Annotated in this window: 22 protein-coding genes; 6 read left to right on the forward strand and 16 right to left on the reverse strand. The window is 61.7% G+C overall.

Going from position 1 to position 23,511, the window contains the following annotated elements; genetic code table 11:
• Positions 1 to 69 precede the first annotated feature (69 nt).
• The 3 genes from I5S59_RS14480 to cmoB all read left to right on the forward strand — a co-directional run bounded on the left by I5S59_RS14480 (position 70) and on the right by cmoB (position 2,244).
• The gene (locus tag I5S59_RS14480; protein ID WP_197877236.1) at positions 70 to 462 is read left to right on the forward strand and encodes a protease inhibitor I42 family protein; all 393 of its coding nucleotides are present in this window, start codon (positions 70 to 72) and stop codon (positions 460 to 462) included.
• Between the two features lie 85 nt (positions 463 to 547).
• A complete protein-coding gene (gene cmoA, locus I5S59_RS14485) occupies positions 548 to 1,291 on the forward strand; it encodes a carboxy-S-adenosyl-L-methionine synthase CmoA (RefSeq protein WP_197877237.1) in 744 nt (247 codons plus the stop codon).
• The gene (gene cmoB / locus I5S59_RS14490; RefSeq protein WP_197877238.1) at positions 1,288 to 2,244 is read left to right on the forward strand and encodes a tRNA 5-methoxyuridine(34)/uridine 5-oxyacetic acid(34) synthase CmoB; all 957 of its coding nucleotides are present in this window, start codon (positions 1,288 to 1,290) and stop codon (positions 2,242 to 2,244) included. The genes cmoA and cmoB overlap by 4 nt, the downstream gene beginning before the upstream one ends.
• A 102-nt stretch (positions 2,245 to 2,346) precedes the next feature.
• Here cmoB and I5S59_RS14495 read toward each other — a convergent pair whose 3' ends face one another.
• From I5S59_RS14495 to I5S59_RS14510, 4 genes are all read right to left on the reverse strand, one after another.
• Positions 2,347 to 2,553, reverse strand: a complete 207-nt coding sequence (locus I5S59_RS14495) for a hypothetical protein (protein WP_197877239.1) — start codon at positions 2,551 to 2,553, stop codon at positions 2,347 to 2,349.
• A gap of 137 nt (positions 2,554 to 2,690) precedes the next feature.
• Complete coding sequence (locus I5S59_RS14500) at positions 2,691 to 5,840, reverse strand: CusA/CzcA family heavy metal efflux RND transporter (protein ID WP_197877240.1); 3,150 nt, start codon at positions 5,838 to 5,840, stop codon at positions 2,691 to 2,693.
• Positions 5,841 to 5,858: 18 nt separating this feature from the next.
• Entirely contained in the window at positions 5,859 to 7,085 is a 1,227-nt protein-coding gene (locus tag I5S59_RS14505) for an efflux RND transporter periplasmic adaptor subunit (RefSeq protein WP_197877241.1), read from the reverse strand.
• Between the two features lie 64 nt (positions 7,086 to 7,149).
• Entirely contained in the window at positions 7,150 to 8,397 is a 1,248-nt protein-coding gene (locus tag I5S59_RS14510; protein WP_197877242.1) for a TolC family protein, read from the reverse strand.
• Positions 8,398 to 8,599: 202 nt separating this feature from the next.
• Between I5S59_RS14510 and I5S59_RS14515 the strand changes: the two genes are divergently transcribed.
• Both I5S59_RS14515 and I5S59_RS14520 read left to right on the forward strand, forming a co-directional pair.
• Positions 8,600 to 9,274 carry a heavy metal response regulator transcription factor gene (locus I5S59_RS14515; protein WP_197877243.1) on the forward strand — a complete coding sequence of 225 codons (675 nt, stop codon included), beginning with the start codon at positions 8,600 to 8,602 and terminating at the stop codon, positions 9,272 to 9,274.
• Positions 9,271 to 10,665, forward strand: a complete 1,395-nt coding sequence (locus I5S59_RS14520; protein ID WP_197877244.1) for a heavy metal sensor histidine kinase — start codon at positions 9,271 to 9,273, stop codon at positions 10,663 to 10,665. The genes I5S59_RS14515 and I5S59_RS14520 overlap by 4 nt, the downstream gene beginning before the upstream one ends.
• 175 nt (positions 10,666 to 10,840) lie before the next feature.
• Here I5S59_RS14520 and pdxJ read toward each other — a convergent pair whose 3' ends face one another.
• The 10 genes from pdxJ to rpoE form a co-directional block, all read right to left on the reverse strand.
• On the reverse strand, positions 10,841 to 11,566 hold the full coding sequence (gene pdxJ, locus I5S59_RS14525) for a pyridoxine 5'-phosphate synthase (protein WP_232239771.1): 726 nt from the start codon (positions 11,564 to 11,566) through the stop codon (positions 10,841 to 10,843).
• A gap of 62 nt (positions 11,567 to 11,628) precedes the next feature.
• Complete coding sequence (gene recO / locus I5S59_RS14530) at positions 11,629 to 12,312, reverse strand: DNA repair protein RecO (protein WP_197877245.1); 684 nt, start codon at positions 12,310 to 12,312, stop codon at positions 11,629 to 11,631.
• A gap of 56 nt (positions 12,313 to 12,368) precedes the next feature.
• Positions 12,369 to 13,271 (reverse strand): GTPase Era, encoded by a 903-nt coding sequence (gene era / locus I5S59_RS14535; RefSeq protein WP_128324047.1) that lies wholly within the window; start codon positions 13,269 to 13,271, stop codon positions 12,369 to 12,371.
• A complete protein-coding gene (gene rnc, locus I5S59_RS14540) occupies positions 13,264 to 13,953 on the reverse strand; it encodes a ribonuclease III (RefSeq protein WP_197877246.1) in 690 nt (229 codons plus the stop codon). The genes era and rnc overlap by 8 nt, the downstream gene beginning before the upstream one ends.
• 178 nt (positions 13,954 to 14,131) lie before the next feature.
• Complete coding sequence (lepB, locus tag I5S59_RS14545) at positions 14,132 to 14,986, reverse strand: signal peptidase I (protein WP_197877247.1); 855 nt, start codon at positions 14,984 to 14,986, stop codon at positions 14,132 to 14,134.
• 9 nt (positions 14,987 to 14,995) lie between these two features.
• Complete coding sequence (lepA, locus tag I5S59_RS14550) at positions 14,996 to 16,792, reverse strand: translation elongation factor 4 (RefSeq protein WP_128324044.1); 1,797 nt, start codon at positions 16,790 to 16,792, stop codon at positions 14,996 to 14,998.
• A gap of 182 nt (positions 16,793 to 16,974) precedes the next feature.
• Positions 16,975 to 18,354 (reverse strand): DegQ family serine endoprotease, encoded by a 1,380-nt coding sequence (locus I5S59_RS14555; RefSeq protein WP_197877314.1) that lies wholly within the window; start codon positions 18,352 to 18,354, stop codon positions 16,975 to 16,977.
• A 221-nt stretch (positions 18,355 to 18,575) separates the two neighbouring features.
• Positions 18,576 to 19,541, reverse strand: coding sequence for a MucB/RseB C-terminal domain-containing protein (locus I5S59_RS14560; protein WP_197877248.1), 966 nt, complete (start codon positions 19,539 to 19,541; stop codon positions 18,576 to 18,578).
• 12 nt (positions 19,542 to 19,553) lie between these two features.
• The gene (locus tag I5S59_RS14565) at positions 19,554 to 20,144 is read right to left on the reverse strand and encodes a sigma-E factor negative regulatory protein (protein ID WP_128324041.1); all 591 of its coding nucleotides are present in this window, start codon (positions 20,142 to 20,144) and stop codon (positions 19,554 to 19,556) included.
• Positions 20,145 to 20,175: 31 nt separating this feature from the next.
• Complete coding sequence (gene rpoE, locus I5S59_RS14570; RefSeq protein WP_010220971.1) at positions 20,176 to 20,757, reverse strand: RNA polymerase sigma factor RpoE; 582 nt, start codon at positions 20,755 to 20,757, stop codon at positions 20,176 to 20,178.
• A 431-nt stretch (positions 20,758 to 21,188) separates the two neighbouring features.
• Between rpoE and nadB the strand changes: the two genes are divergently transcribed.
• Positions 21,189 to 22,805 carry an L-aspartate oxidase gene (gene nadB / locus I5S59_RS14575; protein WP_197877249.1) on the forward strand — a complete coding sequence of 539 codons (1,617 nt, stop codon included), beginning with the start codon at positions 21,189 to 21,191 and terminating at the stop codon, positions 22,803 to 22,805.
• Here the strand turns inward: nadB and I5S59_RS14580 are convergent.
• Positions 22,774 to 23,226 carry a protein YgfX gene (locus I5S59_RS14580; protein WP_197877250.1) on the reverse strand — a complete coding sequence of 151 codons (453 nt, stop codon included), beginning with the start codon at positions 23,224 to 23,226 and terminating at the stop codon, positions 22,774 to 22,776. The two genes, nadB and I5S59_RS14580, sit on opposite strands and share 32 nt — an antisense overlap.
• Positions 23,210 to 23,464 (reverse strand): succinate dehydrogenase assembly factor 2, encoded by a 255-nt coding sequence (locus tag I5S59_RS14585; RefSeq protein ID WP_128324038.1) that lies wholly within the window; start codon positions 23,462 to 23,464, stop codon positions 23,210 to 23,212. The genes I5S59_RS14580 and I5S59_RS14585 overlap by 17 nt, the downstream gene beginning before the upstream one ends.
• Positions 23,465 to 23,511: the final 47 nt, after the last annotated feature.

Genomic DNA, 23,511 nt, shown 5'->3' on the forward strand with positions numbered 1-23,511 from the left:
TGTAGGTGCAGGCTTGCCGCGCAATCATCTTCAGTTATGCTGCGCTTTCGTCGTCCAACCGGAGCCACCATGACTGCCGTCCGCCTGCTCGCTCCCCTGAGCCTTGCTTTGCTCACTGCCTGCGCCCAGCAACCGCCCCACACGGTGGAACTGGATAAGCAGAACGATTGCCCGGTACAACTGCATACCGGCCAGAACCTCACCCTGACCCTCCCCAGCAACCCCAGCACCGGTTACCGCTGGCTGTTGCAAAACCCCGCTGCCGGTATTCTGCGTAGCTTGGGGCCCGAGGTGTACAGCCATCCGGAAGACGCCGGTGTAGTCGGCAGCGCCGGTCAATCGGTGTGGCGCTTCCAGGCCCAGACCGCTGGCGTCGGCCATCTGCTGCTGGTTTACCAGCAACCCTGGGCGCCGGAAGTACGCCCGGTACAGACCTTCGACTGCGACATTACGGTGAAGTGACCGCGCTGGTCAGTCAGGCCATGCATCTGGCGGCCAGTTTGGCTAAAATGCCCGCCTTTTACCGCCCAACGCCTGGATTGCCCCCGTGAGCAAAGAACCTGACCGCCTATTCGCCCAGCCACTTGGCCAGGTGCCCGACTTCGCCTTCAACGAAGACGTGGTGCGGGTGTTCCCGGACATGATCAAGCGCTCCGTACCGGGCTACCCGACCATCGTCGAGAACCTCGGTGTGCTCGCGGCACAATTCGCGCAACCGAATACCGCCCTGTATGACCTGGGCAGCTCGTTGGGCGCCGTAACCCAGGCGCTACGCCGCCATGTGCGCAGCGACGGTTGCCGGGTCATCGCGATCGACAACTCCGCGGCCATGGTCGAGCGTTGCCGGCAATACCTGAATGCCCAGGATTCGATGTTCCAGGAGTTGCTGCCGGTCGAAGTCATCGAGGGCGATATTCTCGCCCTGGACTTCCAGCCTGCCTCTGTCGTGGCGATGAACTTCACCTTGCAGTTCATCGCCCCTGAACAGCGCCTGGAACTGCTTGCCCGTATCCGCGCGTCACTGTTGCCCGGCGGTGCGCTGATCCTCTCGGAGAAGCTGCGCTTCCAGGACCTGCAAGAACATGCCCTGCTCACCGACCTGCATGTCGCCTTCAAACGTGCCAATGGCTACAGCGAACTGGAAATTGCCCAAAAGCGTAGCGCCATCGAAAACGTGATGAAGCCCGACAGCCTCGAAGAACACCGCGAACGCCTGCTGGCGGCCGGTTTTTCCAAAGTCGTGCCCTGGTTCCAATGCCTTAACTTTGCCTCGTTGATTGCCCTGCCATGATTGATCTTTCCCCTCTGGTCCGCCGCCTGGCGGGCACCCCCCTGGCGCAATGGTCACAAGGCCTGCAAGCGCAACTCGACGCCAAGATGGAGAAAGGCCACGGCGACCTGGAACGCTGGCAAAACGCGTTGGACGCCTTGCCGGCGCTGGTGCCCAGCCAGGTTGACCTGGTCAACGGCCTGAACCTGGACTGCGACTGCGATACCGACACCCGTGACCGCATGCGCCAGGCCTTGATGGGGCTGTCGCCGTGGCGCAAGGGCCCGTTCGACCTGTTCGGTGTGCACGTCGATACCGAATGGCGCTCGGACTGGAAATGGTCACGGGTCGCCCCGCACCTGGACCTCAAAGGCAAACGCGTGCTGGATGTCGGCTGCGGTAACGGCTACTACCAATGGCGCATGCTTGGCGCCGGTGCCGACAGCGTCATCGGTGTCGACCCCAACTGGTTGTTCTTCTGTCAGTTCCAGGCGGTGCAGCGCTACCTGCCGGAACTGCCAGCCTGGCACCTGCCGTTCGCGCTGGAAGACCTTCCGGCCAACCTCGAAGGCTTCGACACAGTATTTTCCATGGGCGTGTTCTACCACCGTCGCTCGCCCATCGAGCACTTGCTGGCGCTCAAGGACTGCCTGGTAAAAGGCGGTGAACTGGTGCTGGAAACCCTCGTGGTCGAAGGTGACGAACATCAGGTACTGGTCCCCGAAGACCGCTACGCGCAGATGCGCAATGTCTGGTTCCTGCCCTCGGTTCCGGCCCTGGAGCGTTGGCTGCGGCGTGCCGGATTTACCGATGTACGCTGTGTCGACGTCAGTGTTACCAGCATCGAGGAACAGCGCAGCACGGAGTGGATGCGCTATCAGTCGCTCAGCGACTTCCTTGACCCTGCTGACCACAGCCGCACCGTCGAAGGCTTGCCAGCCCCACGTCGCGCGGTGCTGGTGGCACGCAAGTAAGGGCTGAACGCACGATTTTGCGGAGTTAAAAAAAGGCGCCCTGTTGGGCGCCTGAAAATTCACCTTTACCAAAGGGGCGGGGAGCCTCCAAGGTGAATGGAGCTACTCTTTGGCGACCTGCTGCTGGGCGTTATCGCGCTTGGGCTTGTCGACGGTGACCAGCGCCTGATCCTTCTTGCCATGGAGCTGCTCCTGGCTCAGACGGAATTTCTCCCAGAACTGCTTTGAACGCTCCGCGCCACCTTCGGCCAACGCGGAACCGCTACCCAGGGCCAGCGCGCCCATCAGCACATACTTGATCAGGCTCATGTTGCTCACCTCGTGATTGAATGTCGGTACGCTTCAATCATAAGAAGGACAAGCTAACGGCAAGGTGAGCCGGACATTACAGTGTTGCAAGAAAGGCACTACAACACTGAACGGATATTGCCGAAACACAGGTTCCGTCATTCACCGACGCCTTGCGCTTCATCCTTGCGGTGCGCCCAGTAGTACAGCGCCGGCAGCACCAACAGCGTCAACGCGGTGGACGACAGAATGCCGCCAATCACCACGGTTGCCAGCGGTCGCTGTACCTCGGCACCGGTGCCTGTCGCCAGCGCCATCGGGATAAAGCCCAGGGACGCCACCAACGCAGTCATCAGCACCGGCCGCAAACGGGTCAACGCCCCTTCATCAATGGCGATACGCAGCGGCCGCCCTTGTTCACGCAAGCCGCGGATAAAGGCGATCATCACCAGGCCATTGAGCACCGCGACCCCGGACAAGGCAATGAAGCCCACCCCGGCCGATATCGACAACGGAATATCACGCAGCCACAGCGCCACCACCCCGCCGGTCAAGGCGAAGGGAATACCGGTGAATACCAGCAAACCGTCCTTGAGGTTGTTGAACATCATGAAGAGCAGGCCAAACACCAACAGCAAGGCCACCGGCACCACCACCTGCAGACGTTGAGCGGCCGATTGCAGCTGCTCGAACTGCCCACCCCAGCGAGTCCAGTAGCCGGCCGGAATACTGACCTGACCGGTGATGCGCTCGCCCGCCTCGTCAACAAAAGAGCCGATATCACGGCCGCGCACGTTGGCGCTGACCACCACCAGGCGTTTGCCATCTTCCCGGCTGATCTGGTTAGGACCCTGCACCAGTTGCAGGCGGGCAACATCGGCCAGGGTGATAAAGCCGATCTGGCCATTGCCGGCGCTGCCCGCCGGCACCGGAATCAACAGCTGCGCCAGGCCGTCGATGTCGGTCCGCAGGTTATCGGACAGGCGCACCACCATGTCGAATCGACGGTCTCCCTGGTACAGGGTTCCCGCCTGACGGCCGCCCACCGCCACGGCGATGGTGTCCTGCACATCGCCGACATTGAGCCCGTAGCGAGCCGCCTTGTCTCGATCGACTTCAATGGTCAGGACCGGCAACCCCGAGGTCTGTTCGACTTTGACCTCGGAGGCACCGGGTACCGCTTGCAGCGTGGCGGCGATCTGTGCGGCAGTGCGATTGAGCTGGTCCATGTCATCGCCAAAGACCTTGACCGCCACATCGCTGCGCACCCCGGAAATCAGCTCGTTGAAACGCAACTGGATCGGTTGCGACAGCTCATAGTTGCTACCCGGCACGCGGGCACTGGCGCGTTGAATGTCGGCGATCAACTGCTCGCGCGACTTGCCCGGATCTGGCCACTGATCCTGGGGTTTGAGCATTACATAGCTGTCGGAAATGTTTGGTGGCATCGGGTCCGAGGCAATCTCGGCAGTCCCGGTGCGCGCGAACACCCGCTCGACCTCCGGCACCTGGCTCAACACACTCTGTTCCAGTTGCTGCTGCATCGCCACCGACTGGCTCAGGCTGGTGCCGGGAACGCGCAACGCCTGCAGGGCGAAATCACCTTCGCTGAGGCTCGGCACAAACTCGCTGCCCATGCGGCTGGCCAGTACTGCCGACAACAGTACCATTACCGCCGCCAGGCTGAAGGCGAAGCGCCGATGCCCCATGACCCACTGCAGCAACGGCGCGTAGCCACGCTTGGCACTGCGCATCAGCAGGTTTTCGTCTTCCTTGACCTTGCCCGTGACAAACAGGGCAATGGCCGCCGGCACGAAGGTCACCGACAGCAGCATGGCACCGAGCAGGGCAATCACCACGGTGAACGCCATCGGGTGGAACATTTTGCCCTCGACCCCACTCAGGGCAAAGATCGGCAGGTACACCACCATGATGATCAACTGCCCATAGATCAGTGGCCGACGTGCCTCGCGGGCAGCATTGAAGACTTCGTGAAAGCGCTCGGAGCGGGTCAGCAAGCGACCATGGTGCTGCTGGGCGTGCGCCAGACGCCGGATCGCGTTCTCGACAATCACCACTGCGCCATCGACGATAATGCCGAAATCCAGCGCCCCCAGGCTCATCAGGTTGGCACTGACCTTGTTGCTGAACATGCCGGTGAAGGTAAACAGCATCGACAGCGGAATGATCATCGCGGTGATCAGCGCGGCGCGAATGTTGCCAAGGAACAGGAACAGAATCACGATGACCAGGATCGCGCCTTCGATCAGGTTCTTCTTCACCGTGGCGATGGCCTTGTCGACCAGGTTGGTACGGTCATAGACCGTCACCGCACTGACCCCGGCCGGCAACGAGCGGTTGATCTCCACCAGCTTTTGCGCCACGGCCTGGGAGACTGTGCGGCTGTTCTCGCCGATCAGCATGAACACCGTGCCCAGCACTACTTCCCGACCGTTCTCGGTCGCTGCACCGCTGCGCAGTTCTTTGCCGATGCCCACCTCTGCGACATTGCGCACACGGATGGGCGTGCCGTCGATGTTGGCCAGGACGATATTGGCAATATCGTCGATCCCCGCCAGTTGCCCCGGCGCGCGGATGAGCAATTGCTCGCCACGACGCTCGATGTAACCGGCACCGACGTTGGCATTGTTACGCTCCAGCGCAGTGAGCAGATCGCCCAGGGTCAGCTTGTAGGACGCCAGGCGCTTGGGATCAGGGGCAATCTGATACTCCTTGGCAAACCCGCCAATGGTGTTGATTTCTGCAACACCGCGAACATTGCGCAATTGCGGCTTGATGATCCAGTCCTGGATTTCCCGCAGGTCTGTCGGGGTGTACGGCGTACCGTCTTCTTTGCGTGCATCGTCGGCGGCTTCCACCGTCCACAGGAAGATCTCGCCAAGCCCCGTGGAAATCGGCCCCATCGCTGATTCCACACCGTCCGGCAATTGTCCGCGGGCCTGTTGCAGGCGCTCGTTGACCAGTTGCCGGGCAAAGAACAGGTCGGTGCCTTCCTCGAAAATCACTGTCACCTGCGACAATCCCGAGCGCGATAGCGAACGGGTCTGCTCAAGGCCAGGCAAACCGGCCATGGCGGTCTCGATGGCAAAGGTAATACGTTGCTCGGTTTCCAGTGGCGAAAAGCCCGCCGCCTGGGTGTTGATCTGCACCTGGACGTTAGTAATGTCCGGGACCGCATCGATCGGCAACTTCTGATAGCTGGCCACCCCCAACCCGGCCATCAACAGCACGGCCAGCAGCACCATCAGGCGCTGCTCGATGGCAAATTGAATCAAGCGTTCGAACATGACGGGTACTCGCGCGGGTCAGTGGACGTGCTCGGCGCTGGCTTTGCCCAGCTCCGATTTGAGGACGAAGCTGCCCAGCGCCGCCACTTGCTGGCCGGCTTGCAGGCCCTTGCGAATTTCGATGTAACCATTGGCGCTGGCGCCCAGTTCGACCGCCTGGGCACTAAAACCCTCGGCGGTTCGCACGAACACAGTGGGCTTTTCTTCGAGGGTCTGGATGGCCTGGTCGGGTACCGCCAGTACGGCGGCAACGGCGTCGCTCGGCACCTGCACCGCCACGAACAGCCCCGGGCGCCAGGCACCACGCGGGTTATCAAGGGTGACACGCACGCTTGCGGTTCGCGTTTGCTCACCCAGCAGACTGCCGACATGGCTGATCCGCCCCTCAACCTGTTCGCCCAGTTCGGTGGCGACAATGTTCACTGCCATCCCCGCGCGGACCTTGCCCAGGTCACGGGGTGCCACGCCAAACGTCGCCCAGACCCGAGACAGATCGGACAGGGTGAAGGCGGCACTGGTTTCGTTGACCACTTCGCCCGGCACCAGGTGCTTCTCGACGATCTGCCCGGCAAACGGCGCCCGTAGCTCATAACGGTTACCGCCCGCCAACACCGTGGTGCCGCTCAGGGCGCTGATTTTCTGCCGGGCATTGGCCTGGGCAATTTCGGCCTCCTGCAGGGCCTGACGGGCTTGCAGGTAGTCTTGCTCGGCAGAGATACCCTCCTGCCACAGGTCCTTTTCCCGTTGATAGGTACTGCGTGCCAGCTCCAGCCGCCGCTGGCTGGCCGCCAGTTCACTGCGCTGTTCGGATATCTGCGGGCTGGCGATCACCGCCAGCACATCACCGGCCTTCACCTGCTGGCCAAGCACCACCGCCACCGACTCCACCACGCCGGCAGCCCGCGGCACCATGTGCGCGGTACGGTCTTCATCGAATCGGATCTCACCCGGTAACGACAGGTTGTTCTGCAATTGCCGGGGCGCGGCAGGTGCCAGCTCGATACCGGCCAGATCAATCTGCTCCTGGCTGAGCACGATGGTGCCCGCTTCTTCCTCATGCCCTGCTTCGGCGTCGGCATGCCCATGCTCGCCATGCCCCTCCTCTTGGTGATCACCTTCTTCAGCATGATCGTGTGCAGCAGCCGCGGCCGGCGCATGAGGAGCGGCCTGACGTGCCAGTAGCACGCCGAGTCCCAGGCCCAGCAACAAGGCAGCGATCAGCAGGGTTATGGACTTCTTGTTCATGCAGTCTCCTTGGCACGCACCGCAGTGTGCGGCGTCGATCAAAGCGGGGGAATGTCGATCAGGCTCAACGACCGGCCAGGCTCAGGTCGCCGAAAATTCGCTCCAGACGCACCCGCGCTTCACTGCGCTGGGCCTGGGCCTGGAGGTACTGCAGACGGGCCGCAACCAGGGTGCGCTGAGCGTCGAGCACATCGAGAAAGGCGAACTTGCCGCGCTCGAAACCACGGGTGGCAGCATCCACAGCCTGTTGCGCGGACGGCAGAATCGAGCGGTCGAAGTCCTCCACCTCCTGGGCGGCGGTGCGCCACTGGGCCAGGGCCTGGATCACTTCACTGCGCAGACGCAGCTCGGCACCGTTGCGCTGGTCACGCGCCTGATCGGCACGGCGTGCTGCGGCCAGGACATTGCCCTGGTTGCGGTCAAACAAAGGAATGGGCAACGACACGCCAACGACATTGACGCGCTCACGCTCGGTTTCGCTGTACTGGCTGCCAACGCTCACGGTCAGGTCGGGAATCCGCTGCGTGCGGGCCAGGTCCAGGGCGGCTTCGCGTTGATCGATCTGCACGCGGGCCAGGCGCATGTCCGGTGTCTGCTCCAGGCGCTGCATCAACTGGGTGCGGCTCGGCAGGTCCGGGTCTTCACTGCCGACACCGTCGACCCGGCTGAACGTCGCCGTCGGCGCACCGGTTGCTGCCGCCAGCTGCTGATAGGTCACGGTCAGTGCCTGCTCGGCCCGCCCCAGCTCCAGGCGCACCTCAGACAGCTGCACCTGTGCCCGGGTCGCTTCCACGGGTGAGGCACTGCCGGCTTTTACCCGCCCTTGCACCACACGCAAGGCGCGCTCGCTCAGGTCCAGTGACTGTCGAGCCAGTTGCAGCCCCTCCTGGGCCTGTACCGCAGCCTGATAGGCGCCAATCACTTCGGCCCGCAGTGCATTGCGCTGGCGCTCAAGTTCAAGCCCGGCCAATTGCGCATCCTGCCCGGCCACGCCGAGGCGCGCGCCGCGCTTGCCACCCAGCTCGAACATCTGGCTCACACTGACCGTGGTGGTCTGCGAGCCATTGCGGGTGTCTTCCATCTCCCAGCTCAGCTCGGGGTTGGGCAGCACGCCGGCCTGGCGCCGATCGCCTTCGGCAATATCAATACCCCAGCGCGCAGCTGCCAGCTCAGGGTTATTGGCCTGGGCGCTTTGCAAGGCGTTGTCGAGGGTCAGTACGGGGCCTTGTGCCAACGCCAGCGAAGGTACGGCGAGCATCAGCAGCGTCAGCAGAACGCGGCCGGTGCCAGGCCTGTCCAGGGTGCGAAACATGGCGGACTCCTGCGCCTGTTGGGAGCCCGCACTGTAGTAACCGGGGTTTATCCTCAAGATGACTCGAGGATTACAAATCTGTAATCCAGCCACGGCGGCAGCAAAGATGCCTTAGTATCCGCCGCTCGATGCCCTGCGGCCCTTGACCCTGCAGTTACTTCAGGGTTGAGAATCACCGCTTTTTACACCACCGAGTCATTGCATGCGCTTACTGATTATCGAGGACGAGCTCCGCACCGCCGACTACCTGCATCAGGGCTTGAGCGAGAACGGCTACATAGTCGATTGTGCCCACAGCGGCGCCGACGGCCTGCACCTGGCCCGCCAGCAGCCTTACGACCTGATCATTCTCGACGTCAACCTGCCCGAGCTTGACGGCTGGACGGTGCTGCAACGCCTGCGTGCCGAGTCCAGCACACGCATCATGATGCTCACCGCCCACGGACGCCTCTCGGACCGGGTCAAGGGCCTGGACCTGGGTGCCGACGACTACCTGCTCAAACCCTTCGAGTTCCCGGAACTGCTCGCGCGTATCCGCAGCCTGCTGCGGCGCAACGACCAGAGCCTGCAGCCAAGCACCCTGAAAGTCGCCGACCTGGAGCTGGACCCTGGTCGCCACCGCGCCTACCGCGCAGGCCAGCGCATCGACCTGACGGCCAAGGAGTTTGCCCTGCTGCACCTGCTGATGCGCCAGAGCGGCGAGGTGCTGTCGCGCACACAGATCATTTCCCTGGTCTGGGACATGAACTTCGATTGCGACACCAATGTGGTTGAAGTCTCCATCCGCCGCTTGAGGGCCAAAATCGATGATCCCTTCGACGACAAGCTGATCCACACCCTGCGCGGCGTTGGCTACGTGCTTGAGCGCCGCGAATGAAACCGGGCCGGCTTTCCCTGCGCCTGGGCCTGAGCGTCACCTTGATGGGCGCCACGCTGGTGTTGCTGTTGGCGTGCCTGGCAGTACTGGCCCTGGACCATGAACTCGACAGCCGTGCCCGCAAGAGCCTGGGCGCGAAGATGACGCAGATCGAACACGGGCTGCGCATCGACCTCAAATCGGCTGACCTGCAAACCTCCGCCCACCCGTTGCTGGACGTGGTGATGGGGCATGACAACATGAGCCTGAGCGTCATTGCCCTGACCGGTCGCCACTCGGCCTTGCTGACCCTAGGGCCGGGGCTGGATGCCCAGGCGCTGATGCAGATCCCCGGGACTGCGCAGCTGACATTCAGCGCGTGGCGAGACAGCGATGGCAACCACCTGCTGACCGCATCACGGCTGATGCGCTTGCAGGACGGCAGCGAAGTGCGTGTGCTGCTCACGGTCAACCGCGCCGATGACCACAGCTTGCTCCAGGCCTACCTGCGTTCGACCCTGGTGGCCTTGCCGCTGTTGCTGCTGCTGATTGGTGTCGGTGCCTGGAAGCTGGTACAACGCGGCCTGAAGCCGCTGCGCCGGTTTCGTCAGATTGCCGAGCAGGTGTCCGCCCAGCAACTGGCGCTGCGCCTCCCGGTGGATGGCTTGCCTCTGGAGCTCAGCGACCTGGCCAAGGCCATCAACATCATGTTCGACCGCCTGGACAGCGGCGTGCAGCAACTCTCACAGTTTTCCGACGACCTCGCCCATGAACTGCGCACGCCGATCGGCAACCTGATGGGCAAGGCGCAGGTGACCCTGTCCCGAGAGCGCCCGGTGGAGCAATACCGCGACGTGCTGGAAGCCAGCATCGAAGAACTGACCCGGCTCAACCGGATTATCAATGACATGCTGTTTCTGGCCCAGGTCAGTCAACCGCAGACTCAGGTACCGCTCAGATCAGTGGCGCTCGCCGATGAGGTGGCACGCGTCAGCGAACTGTTCGAGTTCAGTGCCGAACAGAAGGACATCACCCTGCGCCAGCAAGGCTGGGGCACGATCCAGGCCGATCGCTTGATGGTGCAGCGGGCGCTGTCCAACATGCTCAGCAATGCCATTCGCCACAGCCCTGAGGGGCAAGCGATCGATATTGCCATTGAGCGCCGGGGCGACGAACTGTGCCTGTGGGTCGAGAACCGAGGGCCGGGTATCGAGCCGGAACATCTACCCCACCTGTTCGACCGTTTCTATCGGGCAGGCTCGGGACGTTCGCGACTGGAAGGCGGTACAGGATTGGGCTTGGCGATCGTGAAATCGATCATGGATGTGCATGGCGGGCGGGTTGAGGTGAGCAGCCAATTGAATGGCCTGACCCGGTTCAGCCTGGTATTTGCGCAGACGTCATGCGCGTAGGAGCGGATCTATCGGGGCGCGACCTTTTCGCGGATAAATCCGGCCCCCAACCTGTAGGAGCGTGGCTTGCCCGCGAAAAACGATGACGCGGTGCATCAGGGACACCGCGGCGCCTGGTTCGCCGGCAAGCCTGGTCCTACGTCGGGGGCCTTGCTCCTACCCTTCTTTTCGGCAATCAGTGGCGGCTGGCGGCCATGATCAATGCCTTCATTTCCGCCACCGCCGACTTGAAGCCGACAAACAGCGCATGTGCCACCAGGGCGTGACCGATGTTCAGCTCGTTGATGCCCTTGATCGCGGCAACGGCTTCAACGTTGTGGTAGTGCAGGCCATGACCGGCGTTGACGATCAGCCCCTGGGCCAGGCCAAACGCCACACCATCGGCGACCCGCTTGAGCTCCTCGGCCACCTCTGTGGGAGTTTCGGCATCCGCATAACGGCCGGTGTGCAGTTCGATGGCCGGCGCACCGACGCGGCGTGACGCTTCGATCTGGCGCTCATCGGCATCGATGAACAGCGAGACTTCCGAGCCCATGCGTGACAAGCGCTCGACCGCCGCCTTGATCCGCGCTTCCTGACCGGCGACGTCCAGGCCACCTTCGGTGGTCAGTTCCTGACGGGTTTCCGGCACCAGGCAGATGTGCGCCGGGCGAATACGCTCGGCGAACGCCATCATTTCCTCGGTGACACCCATTTCGAAGTTCATGCGCGTTTGCAGCACGTCCTTGAGCACCAGCACGTCGCGCTCCTGGATGTGCCGACGGTCTTCACGCAAGTGCACGGTGATGCCGTCGGCGCCCGCCTCTTCGGCGTCCAGCGCGGCCTTGACCGGATCGGGGTAACGCGTGCCGCGCGCCTGGCGCAAGGTCGCTACGTGGTCGATGTTCACGCCAAGCAGCATGCGGTTGCTTTGAGTCACGAAAAGGCTCTCCAGAAGATTTAGCCTGACAGCATACGACGAGCTCAGCGCTTGCGAAACAGTTCCCGACTGACCAATGGCCGCCCGCCCAGGTGAACGGCCAGCGCTTGACGCATCAGGCGCTTGGCCGCGCTCAAGGCGCCCGGCACGGTCCAGTCGGCTTCGGCCATGGCAATCAGCTCGGCACCCCGGAACAAACCGGGTTGCAGCAAGAACACCTGCTCGAGCCCGGCATCCACCTGCAAACGGTACAAACCATCGACGAGCAATGGTTCGCCATTGATGTCCTGGTCGAGGGAAAAGGCATAACCCAACTCGTCCAGCAAACGCCACTCGAATGCTCGCAGCAACGGCTCCAGCGCGCGCCCGGCGGCCAGCGCCTGCAAGGTGGCGGCGTAATGCTCGAACAGCACCGGTTGCGGGTCCTCAGCCGGTAGCAAGCGAATCAGCAATTCATTGAGGTACAAGCCACTGAACAGGGCATCGCCATGCAACCAGGCCGCCACGCCGACGCTGTCCAGGCGGCCAACCGTTTTCAGTTCGCCGCGACCACGAAATTCGACCTCAAGCGGAACAAACGGCCGCGCCTGGTTGCCGCCTTTGCCACGCGCACGGCGCAACACGGCGCGCAGGCGCCCTTGCGGGGTGAGGAAGTCAACCAGCGCACTGGTTTCACGGTAGGCCCGGCTGTGCAGCACGTAGGCCGGCAGGCCTTCTGGGATGTCCATGAGCGCGCGTCAGCAAAGAGTTGACCCGACAGCGGACGCTGTCGGGCCTGAGACGATCAGAGGTCGCCGTAGCCCAGCGAACGCAGGGCGCGTTCGTCGTCGGACCAGCCACCCTTGACCTTGACCCACAGGTTGAGCATGACCTTGGCGTCGAAGAGTACTTCCATGTCCTTGCGCGCTTCGGAGCCGATACGCTTGATGCGCTCGCCCTTGTCGCCAATGATGATTTTCTTCTGGCCGTCACGTTCGACGAGGATCAACGCATGAATATGCAGGATTTTGCCCTGTTGCTTGAACTCTTCGATTTCCACGGTGATCTGGTACGGCAGCTCTGCACCGAGCTGGCGCATGATCTTTTCGCGTACCAGCTCGGCGGCGAGGAAACGGCTGCTGCGGTCGGTGATCTGGTCTTCCGGGAAGAAGTGATCGTTTTCCGGCAGGTGCTTGGCGATCAGGCTTTCCAGCGCTTCGAGGTTATGCCCCTGCTGCGCTGAGATCGGCACGATCTCGGCGTTCGGCAGTTGTTCCTGCAGCCATTGCAGGTGCGGGATCAGGTCGGCTTTCTCTTCGATCCGGTCGGTCTTGTTGATCGCCAGGATCACCGGCCCCTGCACGTACTGCACGCGCTCCAGAACCAGCTGGTCTTCGTCGGTCCACTTGGTGCGGTCGACCACGAAGATCACCACATCGACGTCCTTGAGGGCAGCCGAGGCGGTTTTGTTCATGTAGCGGTTGAGCGCCTTTTCGTTGCTCTTGTGCATACCGGGCGTGTCGACGTAGATCGCCTGCACATCACCCTCGGTCTTGATTCCGAGCATATTGTGGCGAGTGGTCTGCGGCTTGCGCGAGGTGATCGCCAGCTTCTGGCCGAGGATATGGTTGAGCAAGGTCGACTTGCCAACGTTAGGACGGCCGACAATGGCGACGTAGCCGCACCGGGTGGTATTCGTATCAGTCATTGCCATTCTCCACGCCCAGGGCGATCAGTGCTGCGGCGGCCGCGACTTGCTCGGCGATACGCCGGCTGACGCCTTGCCCTCGGCTTTTTTCAGTCAAAAGGGTCACTTCGCATTCGACGAAAAACGTCCGGCAATGGGGTTCACCTTGAATATCCACCACTTCGTAGCGCGGCAGTTCGCAGGCCCGCGACTGCAAAAATTCCTGCAGACGGGTTTTCGGGTCCTTGTTGGTATCGACCAGCGTCAGGCTCTCGAACTCACCGGTCAGCCAGGCCAGCACGCGCTCGCGGGCGGTCTGCATGTCTGAATCCAGGTAGATCGCGCCGATCAACGCCTCGAGGGCGTCAGCCAGGATCGATTCGCGGCGAAAGCCACCGCTTTTCAGCTCACCGGAGCCCAGGCGCAGGTACTCGCCCAGGTCGAAACCACGGGCCAGTACGGCCAGGGTCTCGCCCTTGACCAGACGCGCACGCAAGCGCGACAGCTGGCCTTCGCGGGCCTGGGGGAAGCGCTCGAACAGCGCTTCACCGGCGACGAAGTTGAGGATCGCATCGCCGAGAAATTCAAGGCGTTCGTTATTGCGCCCGGCAAAACTCCGGTGCGTCAGGGCCAGCAGCATCAGCTCCTGGTTCTTGAAGGTGTAACCGAGCTGGCGCTCGAGGCGGTTCAAGGAAACGCTCACAGTGTACCCACGCGCAGTTCGTGGCCGATATTCAACACTTTGTTCAAATCAACATCCTGAAAGACTATTTGGCTCATGCTCACCGGCGACGGTGGTCCAGGCGGATCATCGATCCCTCTGCACACAGCCTATGCCAGAAATGCATTCGGCGCTGTCCCAAGACAGCGCCGTTGTGGTGTTACTTGATCAGGCCAACCCGCGAAAGGTTCGGGAAGTGGCTGAGTTTTGGCTCTGGCCAGCTCATCCAGACCGCGAAGGCCTTGCCGACGATGTTCTGGTCCGGGACCATACCGTGCAGCGCTTTGGGAATATTGGGGTCATCCCAGAAACGGCTGTCGTTGGAGTTGTCGCGGTTGTCACCCATCATGAAGTAATGGCCAGCCGGTACTGTCCATTGCTGGTCAGGCGGCATGCGATAGCGGCTCATTTCCTTGCGGATCAGGTGCTCGGCTTCGCCCAGCTTTTCCTTGTACAGCTGTGCGCTGCCCAGGGTGCCTGGCTCACTGCCCACCAGTTGCTCGGCAATCGGCTGACCGTTGACGAACAGCTTCTTGTCGTTGGTGTAGCGAATCTGGTCGCCCGGCAAGCCGACTACACGCTTGATGTAGTTGACGTTCGGGTCGCTCGGATAGCGGAACACCATGACATCGCCGCGCTGCGGGTCACCGACTTCGATGACTTTCTTGTCGATCACCGGCAGGCGAATGCCATAGGAGAACTTGTTCACCAGGATGAAATCGCCCACTTCCAGGGTCGGCTTCATCGATCCCGAAGGGATCTGGAAAGGCTCGATCAGGAACGAACGCAACACCAGGACGATGAACAGCACCGGAAAGAACGACTTGCCGTACTCAACCAGCAACGGCTCCTTGTTCAAGCGCTCGACCACTGCCATTTCTGGCTGGCTGACGCTGCCCTGATAGTTGGCGATCGCCGAACGCCGGCGTGGCGCCAGGAACAGCAGATCGACCAGGGCCAACAGACCGCAGACGGCTACGGCGATGACTAACAACAGCGGGAAATTTAGCGACATAGGACCTAATTATTCCAACCTGAGCACGGCGAGGAAGGCTTCTTGTGGAATTTCCACGTTGCCGACCTGTTTCATGCGTTTCTTACCGGCCTTCTGCTTCTCCAACAGCTTGCGCTTACGGCTTACGTCACCACCGTAGCATTTGGCCAGTACGTTCTTTCTGAGCGCCTTGACAGTCGTGCGCGCAACAATCTGCCCGCCGATGGCGGCCTGGATTGCAACGTCGAACATCTGCCGAGGAATCAGTTCCTTCATCTTCTCGGTCAACGCGCGGCCTTTGTAGTGCGCATTGTCGCGGTGCACGATCAGCGCCAGGGCGTCGACCTTGTCACCGTTGATCAGTACATCGAGCTTGACCAGGTTGGCCGACTGGTAGCGGTCGAAATGGTAGTCCAGCGACGCATAGCCACGGCTGGTGGACTTCAGGCGGTCGAAGAAGTCGAGTACCACTTCGTTCATCGGCAGGTCATAGCGCACTTGCACCTGCGAGCCGAGGAACTGCATGTCGCGCTGTACGCCGCGTTTCTCGATGCACAGGGTAATGACGTTACCCAGGTGCTCCTGAGGCACAAGGATGGTCGCGGCGACGATCGGCTCGCGGAAATCTTCAACCGAGGACACATCCGGCAGCTTCGACGGGTTGTCGACGTAGATGGTCTCGCCGGTCTTGAGTTTGACCTCGAAGATCACGCTCGGCGCGGTGGTGATCAGGTCCAGGTCGTATTCGCGCTCCAGGCGCTCCTGGATGATCTCCATGTGCAGCATGCCGAGGAAACCGCAACGGAAGCCGAAGCCCAGTGCGTCGGAACTCTCGGGCAGGTATTGCAGCGACGAATCGTTCAGGGTCAGTTTCTGCAACGCATCACGAAAATCTTCGAAATCGTCGGAACTGACAGGGAACAGACCGGCATAAACTTGTGGCTGAATGCGTTTGAAACCAGGCAGCACGTCAACTTCAGGGGTGCTGCTCAGGGTCAGGGTGTCACCGACCGGTGCACCGTGAATGTCCTTGATGCTGGCAATGATGAAGCCTACTTCACCGGCTTTCAGATCAGCGGTTTGCGTGTGTTTCGGGGTGAACACACCAACGCTGTCGACCAAGTGGACTTTACCGGTGGACTTGACCAGGATCTTGTCGCCCTTCTTCACGCGGCCATGACGCACGCGCACCAGGGAGACAACGCCCAGGTAGTTGTCGAACCAGGAGTCGATGATCAGCGCCTGCAGGGGCGCCTCGATGTCACCGGTTGGCGCAGGAATGGTGTGCACCAGGCGCTCCAGCACCTCGTCCACGCCCATGCCGCTCTTGGCGCTACAGGCCACGGCGTCGGTCGCATCGATACCGATGATCTTCTCGATCTCGTCCTTGACCTTGTCCGGATCGGCTTGAGGCAGGTCCATCTTGTTAAGGACCGGCATAACCTCCAGGCCCTGCTCGATGGCGGTGTAGCAGTTGGCAACCGACTGGGCTTCAACGCCTTGACCGGCGTCGACCACCAGCAGTGCGCCTTCACAGGCCGCCAGGGACCGGCTGACTTCGTAGGTGAAGTCGACGTGGCCCGGGGTATCAATGAAGTTCAGCTGGTAGGTAACGCCGTCGTTCGCCTTGTAATGCAGGGTGACGCTGTGGGCCTTGATGGTGATACCGCGCTCACGCTCCAGGTCCATGGAGTCAAGCACCTGGGCCTCCATCTCACGCGCAGACAGGCCGCCGCACATCTGGATGAAACGGTCCGCCAGGGTCGACTTGCCATGGTCAATGTGGGCGATGATGGAGAAATTGCGGATATGACTCAAATCACTCACGGGTCAACACTCAAAAAGGCTGCGGGCCGGACGCCCACCGAAAAATAGCCGGGAATTGTACCTGAAGCCTGACCTTGGCGTCACGTGAACTGTGGTGACAAGGATTGCCAGCGTCCAACCCCGGATGACCGCTCAGGCACAAAAAAGGGCAGCTTGCGCTGCCCTCCCCTGTACCGCGCTGCTTACTCAGCCAGCTTGAAGGTAATGAAACTTGCACGTCCCTGACGCAGTACGCGCATCGACACCGAACGGTTCTTCGGCAGTTCCTTGGCGATTTCGGTGAATTCCTTCGCCGAGGCGATCGCCTGGTTGTTCAGGTGGCTGATGACGTCGCCCGGACGCAGGCCGATCAGCGCCGCCGGGCCGTCCTGAACTTCCTTGATGACCACGCCACCTTTGAGCTCCAGGGTTTTCTTCTGCTCGGCGGTCAGGTCGGACACCGACACACCCAGACGATTGCTGCTGCGCTCAGCGCCACCGCCGGCAGCGTCGGCGAGTTCGGCATCGTCGTCCGGCAAGGCGCCGACCGTGACGTCGAGGTTCTGGCGTTTGCCGTTACGGATGATCTCGAGCTTGGCCTTGGCGCCGTCTTTCAGGCTGCCGACCAGGTGCGGCAGGTCGGCCGACATGACAATCGGCTGACCGTTCATGCTCAGGATCACGTCACCAACTTGCAGGCCACCCTTGGCCGCCGGGCCGTCTTCCAGCACCTGGGCTACCAGGGCACCGGCCGGCTTGTCGAGACCGAAGGACTCAGCCAGGTCCTTGTTGACCTCCTGAATCACCACACCCAGCCAGCCGCGGCTGACCTTGCCGTCTTTCTTCAGCTGGTTGGAGACGTCCAGGGCAACGTCGATCGGGATCGCGAACGACAGGCCCATGAAGCCGCCGGAACGGGTAAAGATCTGCGAGTTGATACCCACCACTTCACCGTTCATGTTGAACAGCGGGCCGCCCGAGTTACCCGGGTTGATGGCCACGTCGGTCTGGATGAACGGCACATAGGTGTCGTTCGGCAGGGTACGGCCCTTGGCACTGACGATACCTTTGGTCACCGAATGGTCGAAACCGAATGGCGAACCAATGGCCAGCACCCACTCACCGACCTTGAGCTTCTCGGAGTCACCCAGCTTGACGGTCGGCAGGTTCTTGCCGTCGACCTTGAGCAGAGCGACGTCGGTGCGCGGATCGGTGCCGACCAGCTTGGCCTGCAGTTCGCTGCGATCGGACAGACGGACGATGATTTCATCGGCGTCGGCGACCACGTGGTTGTTGGTCAGCACATAACCGTCGCTGGAAATGATGAAGCCCGAACCGAGCGACTGCGCTTCACGCTGGCGGTCACCGCGCGGCGAGCGGGGTGCCTGTGGCATGTTGCGCTCGAAGAATTCGCGGAACATCGGCGGCAGCCCTTCAAGGTCGGGCATCTGACCGGCGGCATATTTGCGGTCCGGCAGCTTCTGCTTGGTACTGATGTTCACCACCGCAGGCGAGGCCTGCTCGACCAGGGTGGTGAAGTCCGGCAGGGCTTCGGCCTGGGCGGTGACCACCTGACCGAGCATGAACACGGCGGCGAACAACGATAGGTAGGTTTTCAAGCGTGGTATTGACATACGGCTCCCGTCACATCGAGCGTGGTTAGCAGTAGGGCCCTGCAGACGCAGGAAAGGCCAGTCCCCGAAAGGACTGACCTATAGAAAAAATCTTGGTTTTTTGCAAACTGTAAAGCTTGCCAATCATGTCAGCCAAGGCACCCTCGACCGATAAACAGGATAGTTATCCGTCATTTTTGTGCCTGGGCATCCTGAGCGCGCATGGACAAGGCAATCCGCTCTGCCGTTCCGATCGGAATTTCGCCGACCACGGTGACCATCATTTCGCCCTTGGGCGTGGTCAAGCGTCGGGAAACAGCCGCGGTCGGCCCCAACTGCGTGCGAATATCCACTGCCGAGCCACCGTCCAGGGCTTCGACAAACACCGAAAACCGTGCCAGGCCGTCATCGAACATCAAGCTGCTGACAACGTTCTTGCCTTCCGGATCCTTGCGCACCGAGCTGTCGACCAGCTCAAAACCCGCGGGCAACCACTCCGAGCGCCACGCGGTCACCGGTTGCTTGGCCTGGGACGCGACCAAGGTGACCGGCTTGCACAACTCGCTCGCTTTGAGCTCGTCATCGCTCGGCGGCTGCGCGGTGTTAAGCCGGGTGAACTGAAAACGCTCCAGCAACCGCCCCTTGTCGTCGAGCATCAACGACTTCAGTGGCAGCCCGGTCTTGCGATCCAGGTGCAACTCGAAGGCATAACGATGCTGGTCACGGGGTGTGAGGGTGACGATCACCGCTTCACGGTCCGCCACCCGCGACCTGCCGGCAATGCCGAGGTCGTACCAACTCATCAACTTGAGGGGATCAAGCACTCGCGCCGTGGAATCTGGCGGATTGGTCACACCAGACACCAGGGCCCCGCTTACGCACTGGGTATGCCCGTCGACACGCACGACTTCCTGGGCCGAGCCATCGAGCTGCAGAAGCCGCTCGCTGACCTTGCCGTCCTGGACGCGGTGCCAGATATCGTGGGTGGAGAAGCTGCCGTTACGCTCGTAAACGAAAGTACCCTGATAGCTCTGCTGTTGCTCGGCCTGCGCCAGCTTCTTCAGCCAGTCGCCCGCCTCCGGTGAGGAGTTGGCCGCATGGGCCGGCAGTATCAGCCAGCCTCCCAGCAACAGCGGTATAAGAGGTAGCGCGCGCATGATCCTCCTTACTTAACGGTTTTCCAGGCTGGCCGCGCGGGCGTAAGGCAGTGCGCTCTCGGTACCCTTGAGTGCTGCTTCCTGAGCATGCTGGCGCAGATAGCCGGGCAGACGCTGGTCGTGCCAGCCGGATTGCCCTTGCAGCACGCCATTGGCCATTGGCCCTGGCTGCTCTGCACTCTCACTATAGCCTGCCAACACAGCGGGGCCTTGAACCTGTGGCACACTCAGTCCCTGCTGGGCAGGTTGCTGGGCAGCCAGCTGCACACCGCTGATTTCGTCTTGGTTGTACAGACGCACACCGGCCAATACCGCGACGGTCACCGAAGCCGCCACGGCCAGACGACCCAGGCTGCGCCATGGACCGCGGTTGACCTTGACCGGCGCCGCTTCGTCAGCCAGCGCGGCAGACACTGCGGAGGCGATATCCAGTTTAGGCAGCACCAGTTCCTTGTGCATGGCCGCACGTGCAATCTGGTAACGGGACCAGGTAGCACGGGTTTCGGCATCATCGACGGCGTTCAACACCCGACGTAATTCCAGTTCGTCCGCTTCGTTATCCATCACCGCGGACAGCGATTCCTGCAAAGCTTCACGACTCATGGCGGTTCCTCTCTTGGCTGTCGCCGCTGTCTCAGGTTTCCTGCAACAACGGCTGCAGGGCTTTGTCTATGGCCTCCCGAGCGCGGAAAATTCGAGAGCGCACGGTACCCACCGGACACTGCATGACGCTCGCAATGTCCTCGTAACTCAGACCGTCAAATTCACGTAAAGTTAACGCCGTACGTAAATCTTCTGGCAGTTGCTGAATGGTCCGATGGACGGTGCCTTCGATCTCATCTCGCAACAACGCACGCTCGGGGGACTCCAGATCCTTGAGGCCATGATCGCCGTCGTAAAATTCCGCATCCTCGGAACTTACATCGCTGTCCGGTGGCCGCCGTCCGCGGGACACCAGATAGTTCTTTGCCGTGTTGATGGCAATGCGGTACAGCCAGGTATAGAAGGCACTGTCTCCGCGAAAATTACCCAGCGCACGATAAGCTTTGATGAAAGCTTCCTGCGCAACATCCTGGGCTTCATGGGTGTCGTGTACGAAACGCACGATCAACCCGAGAATCTTGTGCTGATACTTCAGCACCAACAGATCAAACGCTCGCCTGTCGCCACGCTGCACGCGCTCGACAAGCTGCTGATCCTCTTCCTGGGTTAGCATGAACACTCCTCAGTGAACTCGAAGGAGCCGTACGAGAAGCATCGTTCAGGCTTGCAACCATAGACTCGGGCTTTTCGCAAAAGTTCTCCCCTTCAAGCAAGTTTCCTGCGGCCCTTGGTCGGCTCGCACGAAAAACGCAGCGCGGTCACGGCCGGCTGCGTCGATAATCGGGTCTCGAATACGCCGGCAAGGCCCTGTTACGGGTCACTGCCCTGCGTCGCCGCGGTATTGTGGCGGGCGGTCAGCCTACTATGGATATCCACACAGCATGGAAAGTTCCCACAGCAGCGCCTGCCCAGCATAAGCGCCATTGGAAATCAGGGCCTTGAGGCTGCTATAAAGGCAGCCGGTCCAGATTCACGATAGTTTCACAATGCCATATGCGCCTGACTATTGTGCCGATCCCCCCCTTCAGATACTAGTGTCCTGACATGAGCCAACAACTCCAACATGATGTCCTCGTGATCGGCAGCGGTGCCGCCGGTCTGAGCCTGGCGCTGAACCTTCCGAGCCACCTGCGCATTGCCGTGCTCAGCAAGGGCGATCTTGCCAACGGCTCGACCTTCTGGGCCCAGGGCGGCGTCGCTGCGGTGCTCGATGATACCGACACGGTGCAGTCGCACGTCGACGACACCCTGAACGCCGGGGGTGGCCTGTGCCACGAAGACGCCGTGCGCTTCACTGTCGAACACAGCCGCGAAGCGATCCAGTGGCTGATCGACCAGGGCGTTCCCTTTACCCGTGATGAACATGCCAGTGTCGACGACGGTGGTTTCGAATTCCACCTCACCCGCGAAGGCGGCCACAGCCATCGACGCATCATTCATGCTGCCGATGCCACCGGGGCGGCAATCTTCACCACGCTGCTGGCCCAGGCGCGCCAACGCCCGAACATCGAATTGCTGGAGCAGCGCGTTGCCGTTGACCTGATCACCGAGCGACGCCTGGGCCAGGACGGCGAGCGCTGCCTGGGTGCCTACGTGCTGAACCGCAACACCGGCGAAGTCGATACCTATGGCGCCCGCTTTACCGTGCTCGCCACCGGTGGCGCGGCCAAGGTCTACCTGTATACCAGCAACCCTGACGGGGCCTGTGGCGACGGCATTGCCATGGCCTGGCGCGCTGGCTGCCGGGTGGCCAACCTGGAATTCAACCAGTTCCATCCCACCTGCCTGTACCACCCGCAAGCCAAGAGCTTTCTGATTACCGAGGCGCTGCGCGGTGAAGGGGCCTTGTTGCGCCTGCCCAACGGCGAACGCTTCATGCCGCGCTTCGACCCGCGCGAAGAATTGGCGCCGCGCGATATCGTCGCCCGGGCGATCGACCACGAGATGAAACGCCTCGGCGTGGACTGCGTCTACCTCGACATCAGCCACAAATCTGACGATTTCATCAAGACTCACTTCCCGACTGTGTACGAACGCTGCCTGGCGTTTGGCATCGACATCACCCGCCAGCCGATCCCGGTTGTGCCGGCGGCGCACTACACCTGCGGCGGCGTTATGGTGGACGACAGCGGCCACACCGACGTACCCGGCTTGTATGCCATCGGCGAAACCAGCTTCACCGGCCTGCATGGCGCCAATCGCATGGCCAGCAACTCGCTGCTGGAATGCTTCGTCTACGGCCGCGCCGCCGCCGCCGACATCGAAGCGCACCTTGACCAGATCAGCATGCCTCGCGAGCTGCCCTGCTGGGATGCCAGCCAGGTCACCGACTCGGACGAAGACGTGATCATTGCGCACAACTGGGACGAGCTGCGGCGTTTCATGTGGGACTATGTCGGGATCGTGCGCACCAGCAAACGCCTGCAACGCGCCGAGCACCGCGTGCGCCTGCTGCTGGATGAAATCGACGAGTTCTATAGCAACTACAAGGTCAGCCGTGACCTGATCGAGCTGCGCAACCTGGCCCAGGTCGCCGAACTGATGATTCGCTCGGCCATGCAACGCAAGGAAAGCCGCGGTCTGCACTACACCCTGGACTACCCGGGGATGCTCGCCGAGGCACGCGACACTATCCTGCAGCCACCCACCTACGCCGACTGAACTTCAAACGCACGCGCAGGCGCCGGTGCTGCACCGGCTCCAGCGCGTCAGCGGCAATGCACAGCCCTTGCGTCCAGTAGCTGCCTTTGCGGCGGTAGCGCAGCACGATCAAGCCCGGCAAAGCCAGGCTGTCTGGACGCAGCTGCACCGGCTGCCAACCCTGGTCAAGACTGAACAGGTGCCAACCGCTTGGGTCACGCCGCAAGCCGCTGACGGCCTGGGAATGACTGAGCAGGATGCGTCGGGGAATCATCCAGCCGGCGTGCGCCAGGCACGCGCCAATACCCGCTACCTGCGCCCACACGGCAAGCGGCAGCAGGCACAGTCCCAGCATTGCCAGCAACTGGCACGCCAGGTAGGCCGCCAGCAGGCTTGAAGAGCCTTGCCAGCGACACTCGAAGCGATCACTTGGGCTGGACACGGTCCAGAATGATGCGAACCATGCGTTGCAGTTCGGGGTCTGGCGACTCGCTGCGTTCCATGAACCAGCCAAACATGTCCTGGTCTTCACAGCTGAGCAGACGCCAGTAGAGCTCGCGATCTTCCGGGCTCAGGGTTGGGTAGACATCCTGGCTGAAAGGGACCAGCAACACGTCCAGCTCCAGCATGCCGCGGCGGCTATGCCAAAAGAGCCGGTTGAGTTCAATTTGTTCGACCATGGAGCCCTCCTAAAATAGGCCGACAGTATACAGAGCCCGCGCCCGGG

This window comes from Pseudomonas alkylphenolica, assembly GCF_016009175.1.
Classification (GTDB): Bacteria; Pseudomonadota; Gammaproteobacteria; order Pseudomonadales; family Pseudomonadaceae; genus Aquipseudomonas; species Aquipseudomonas alkylphenolica_B.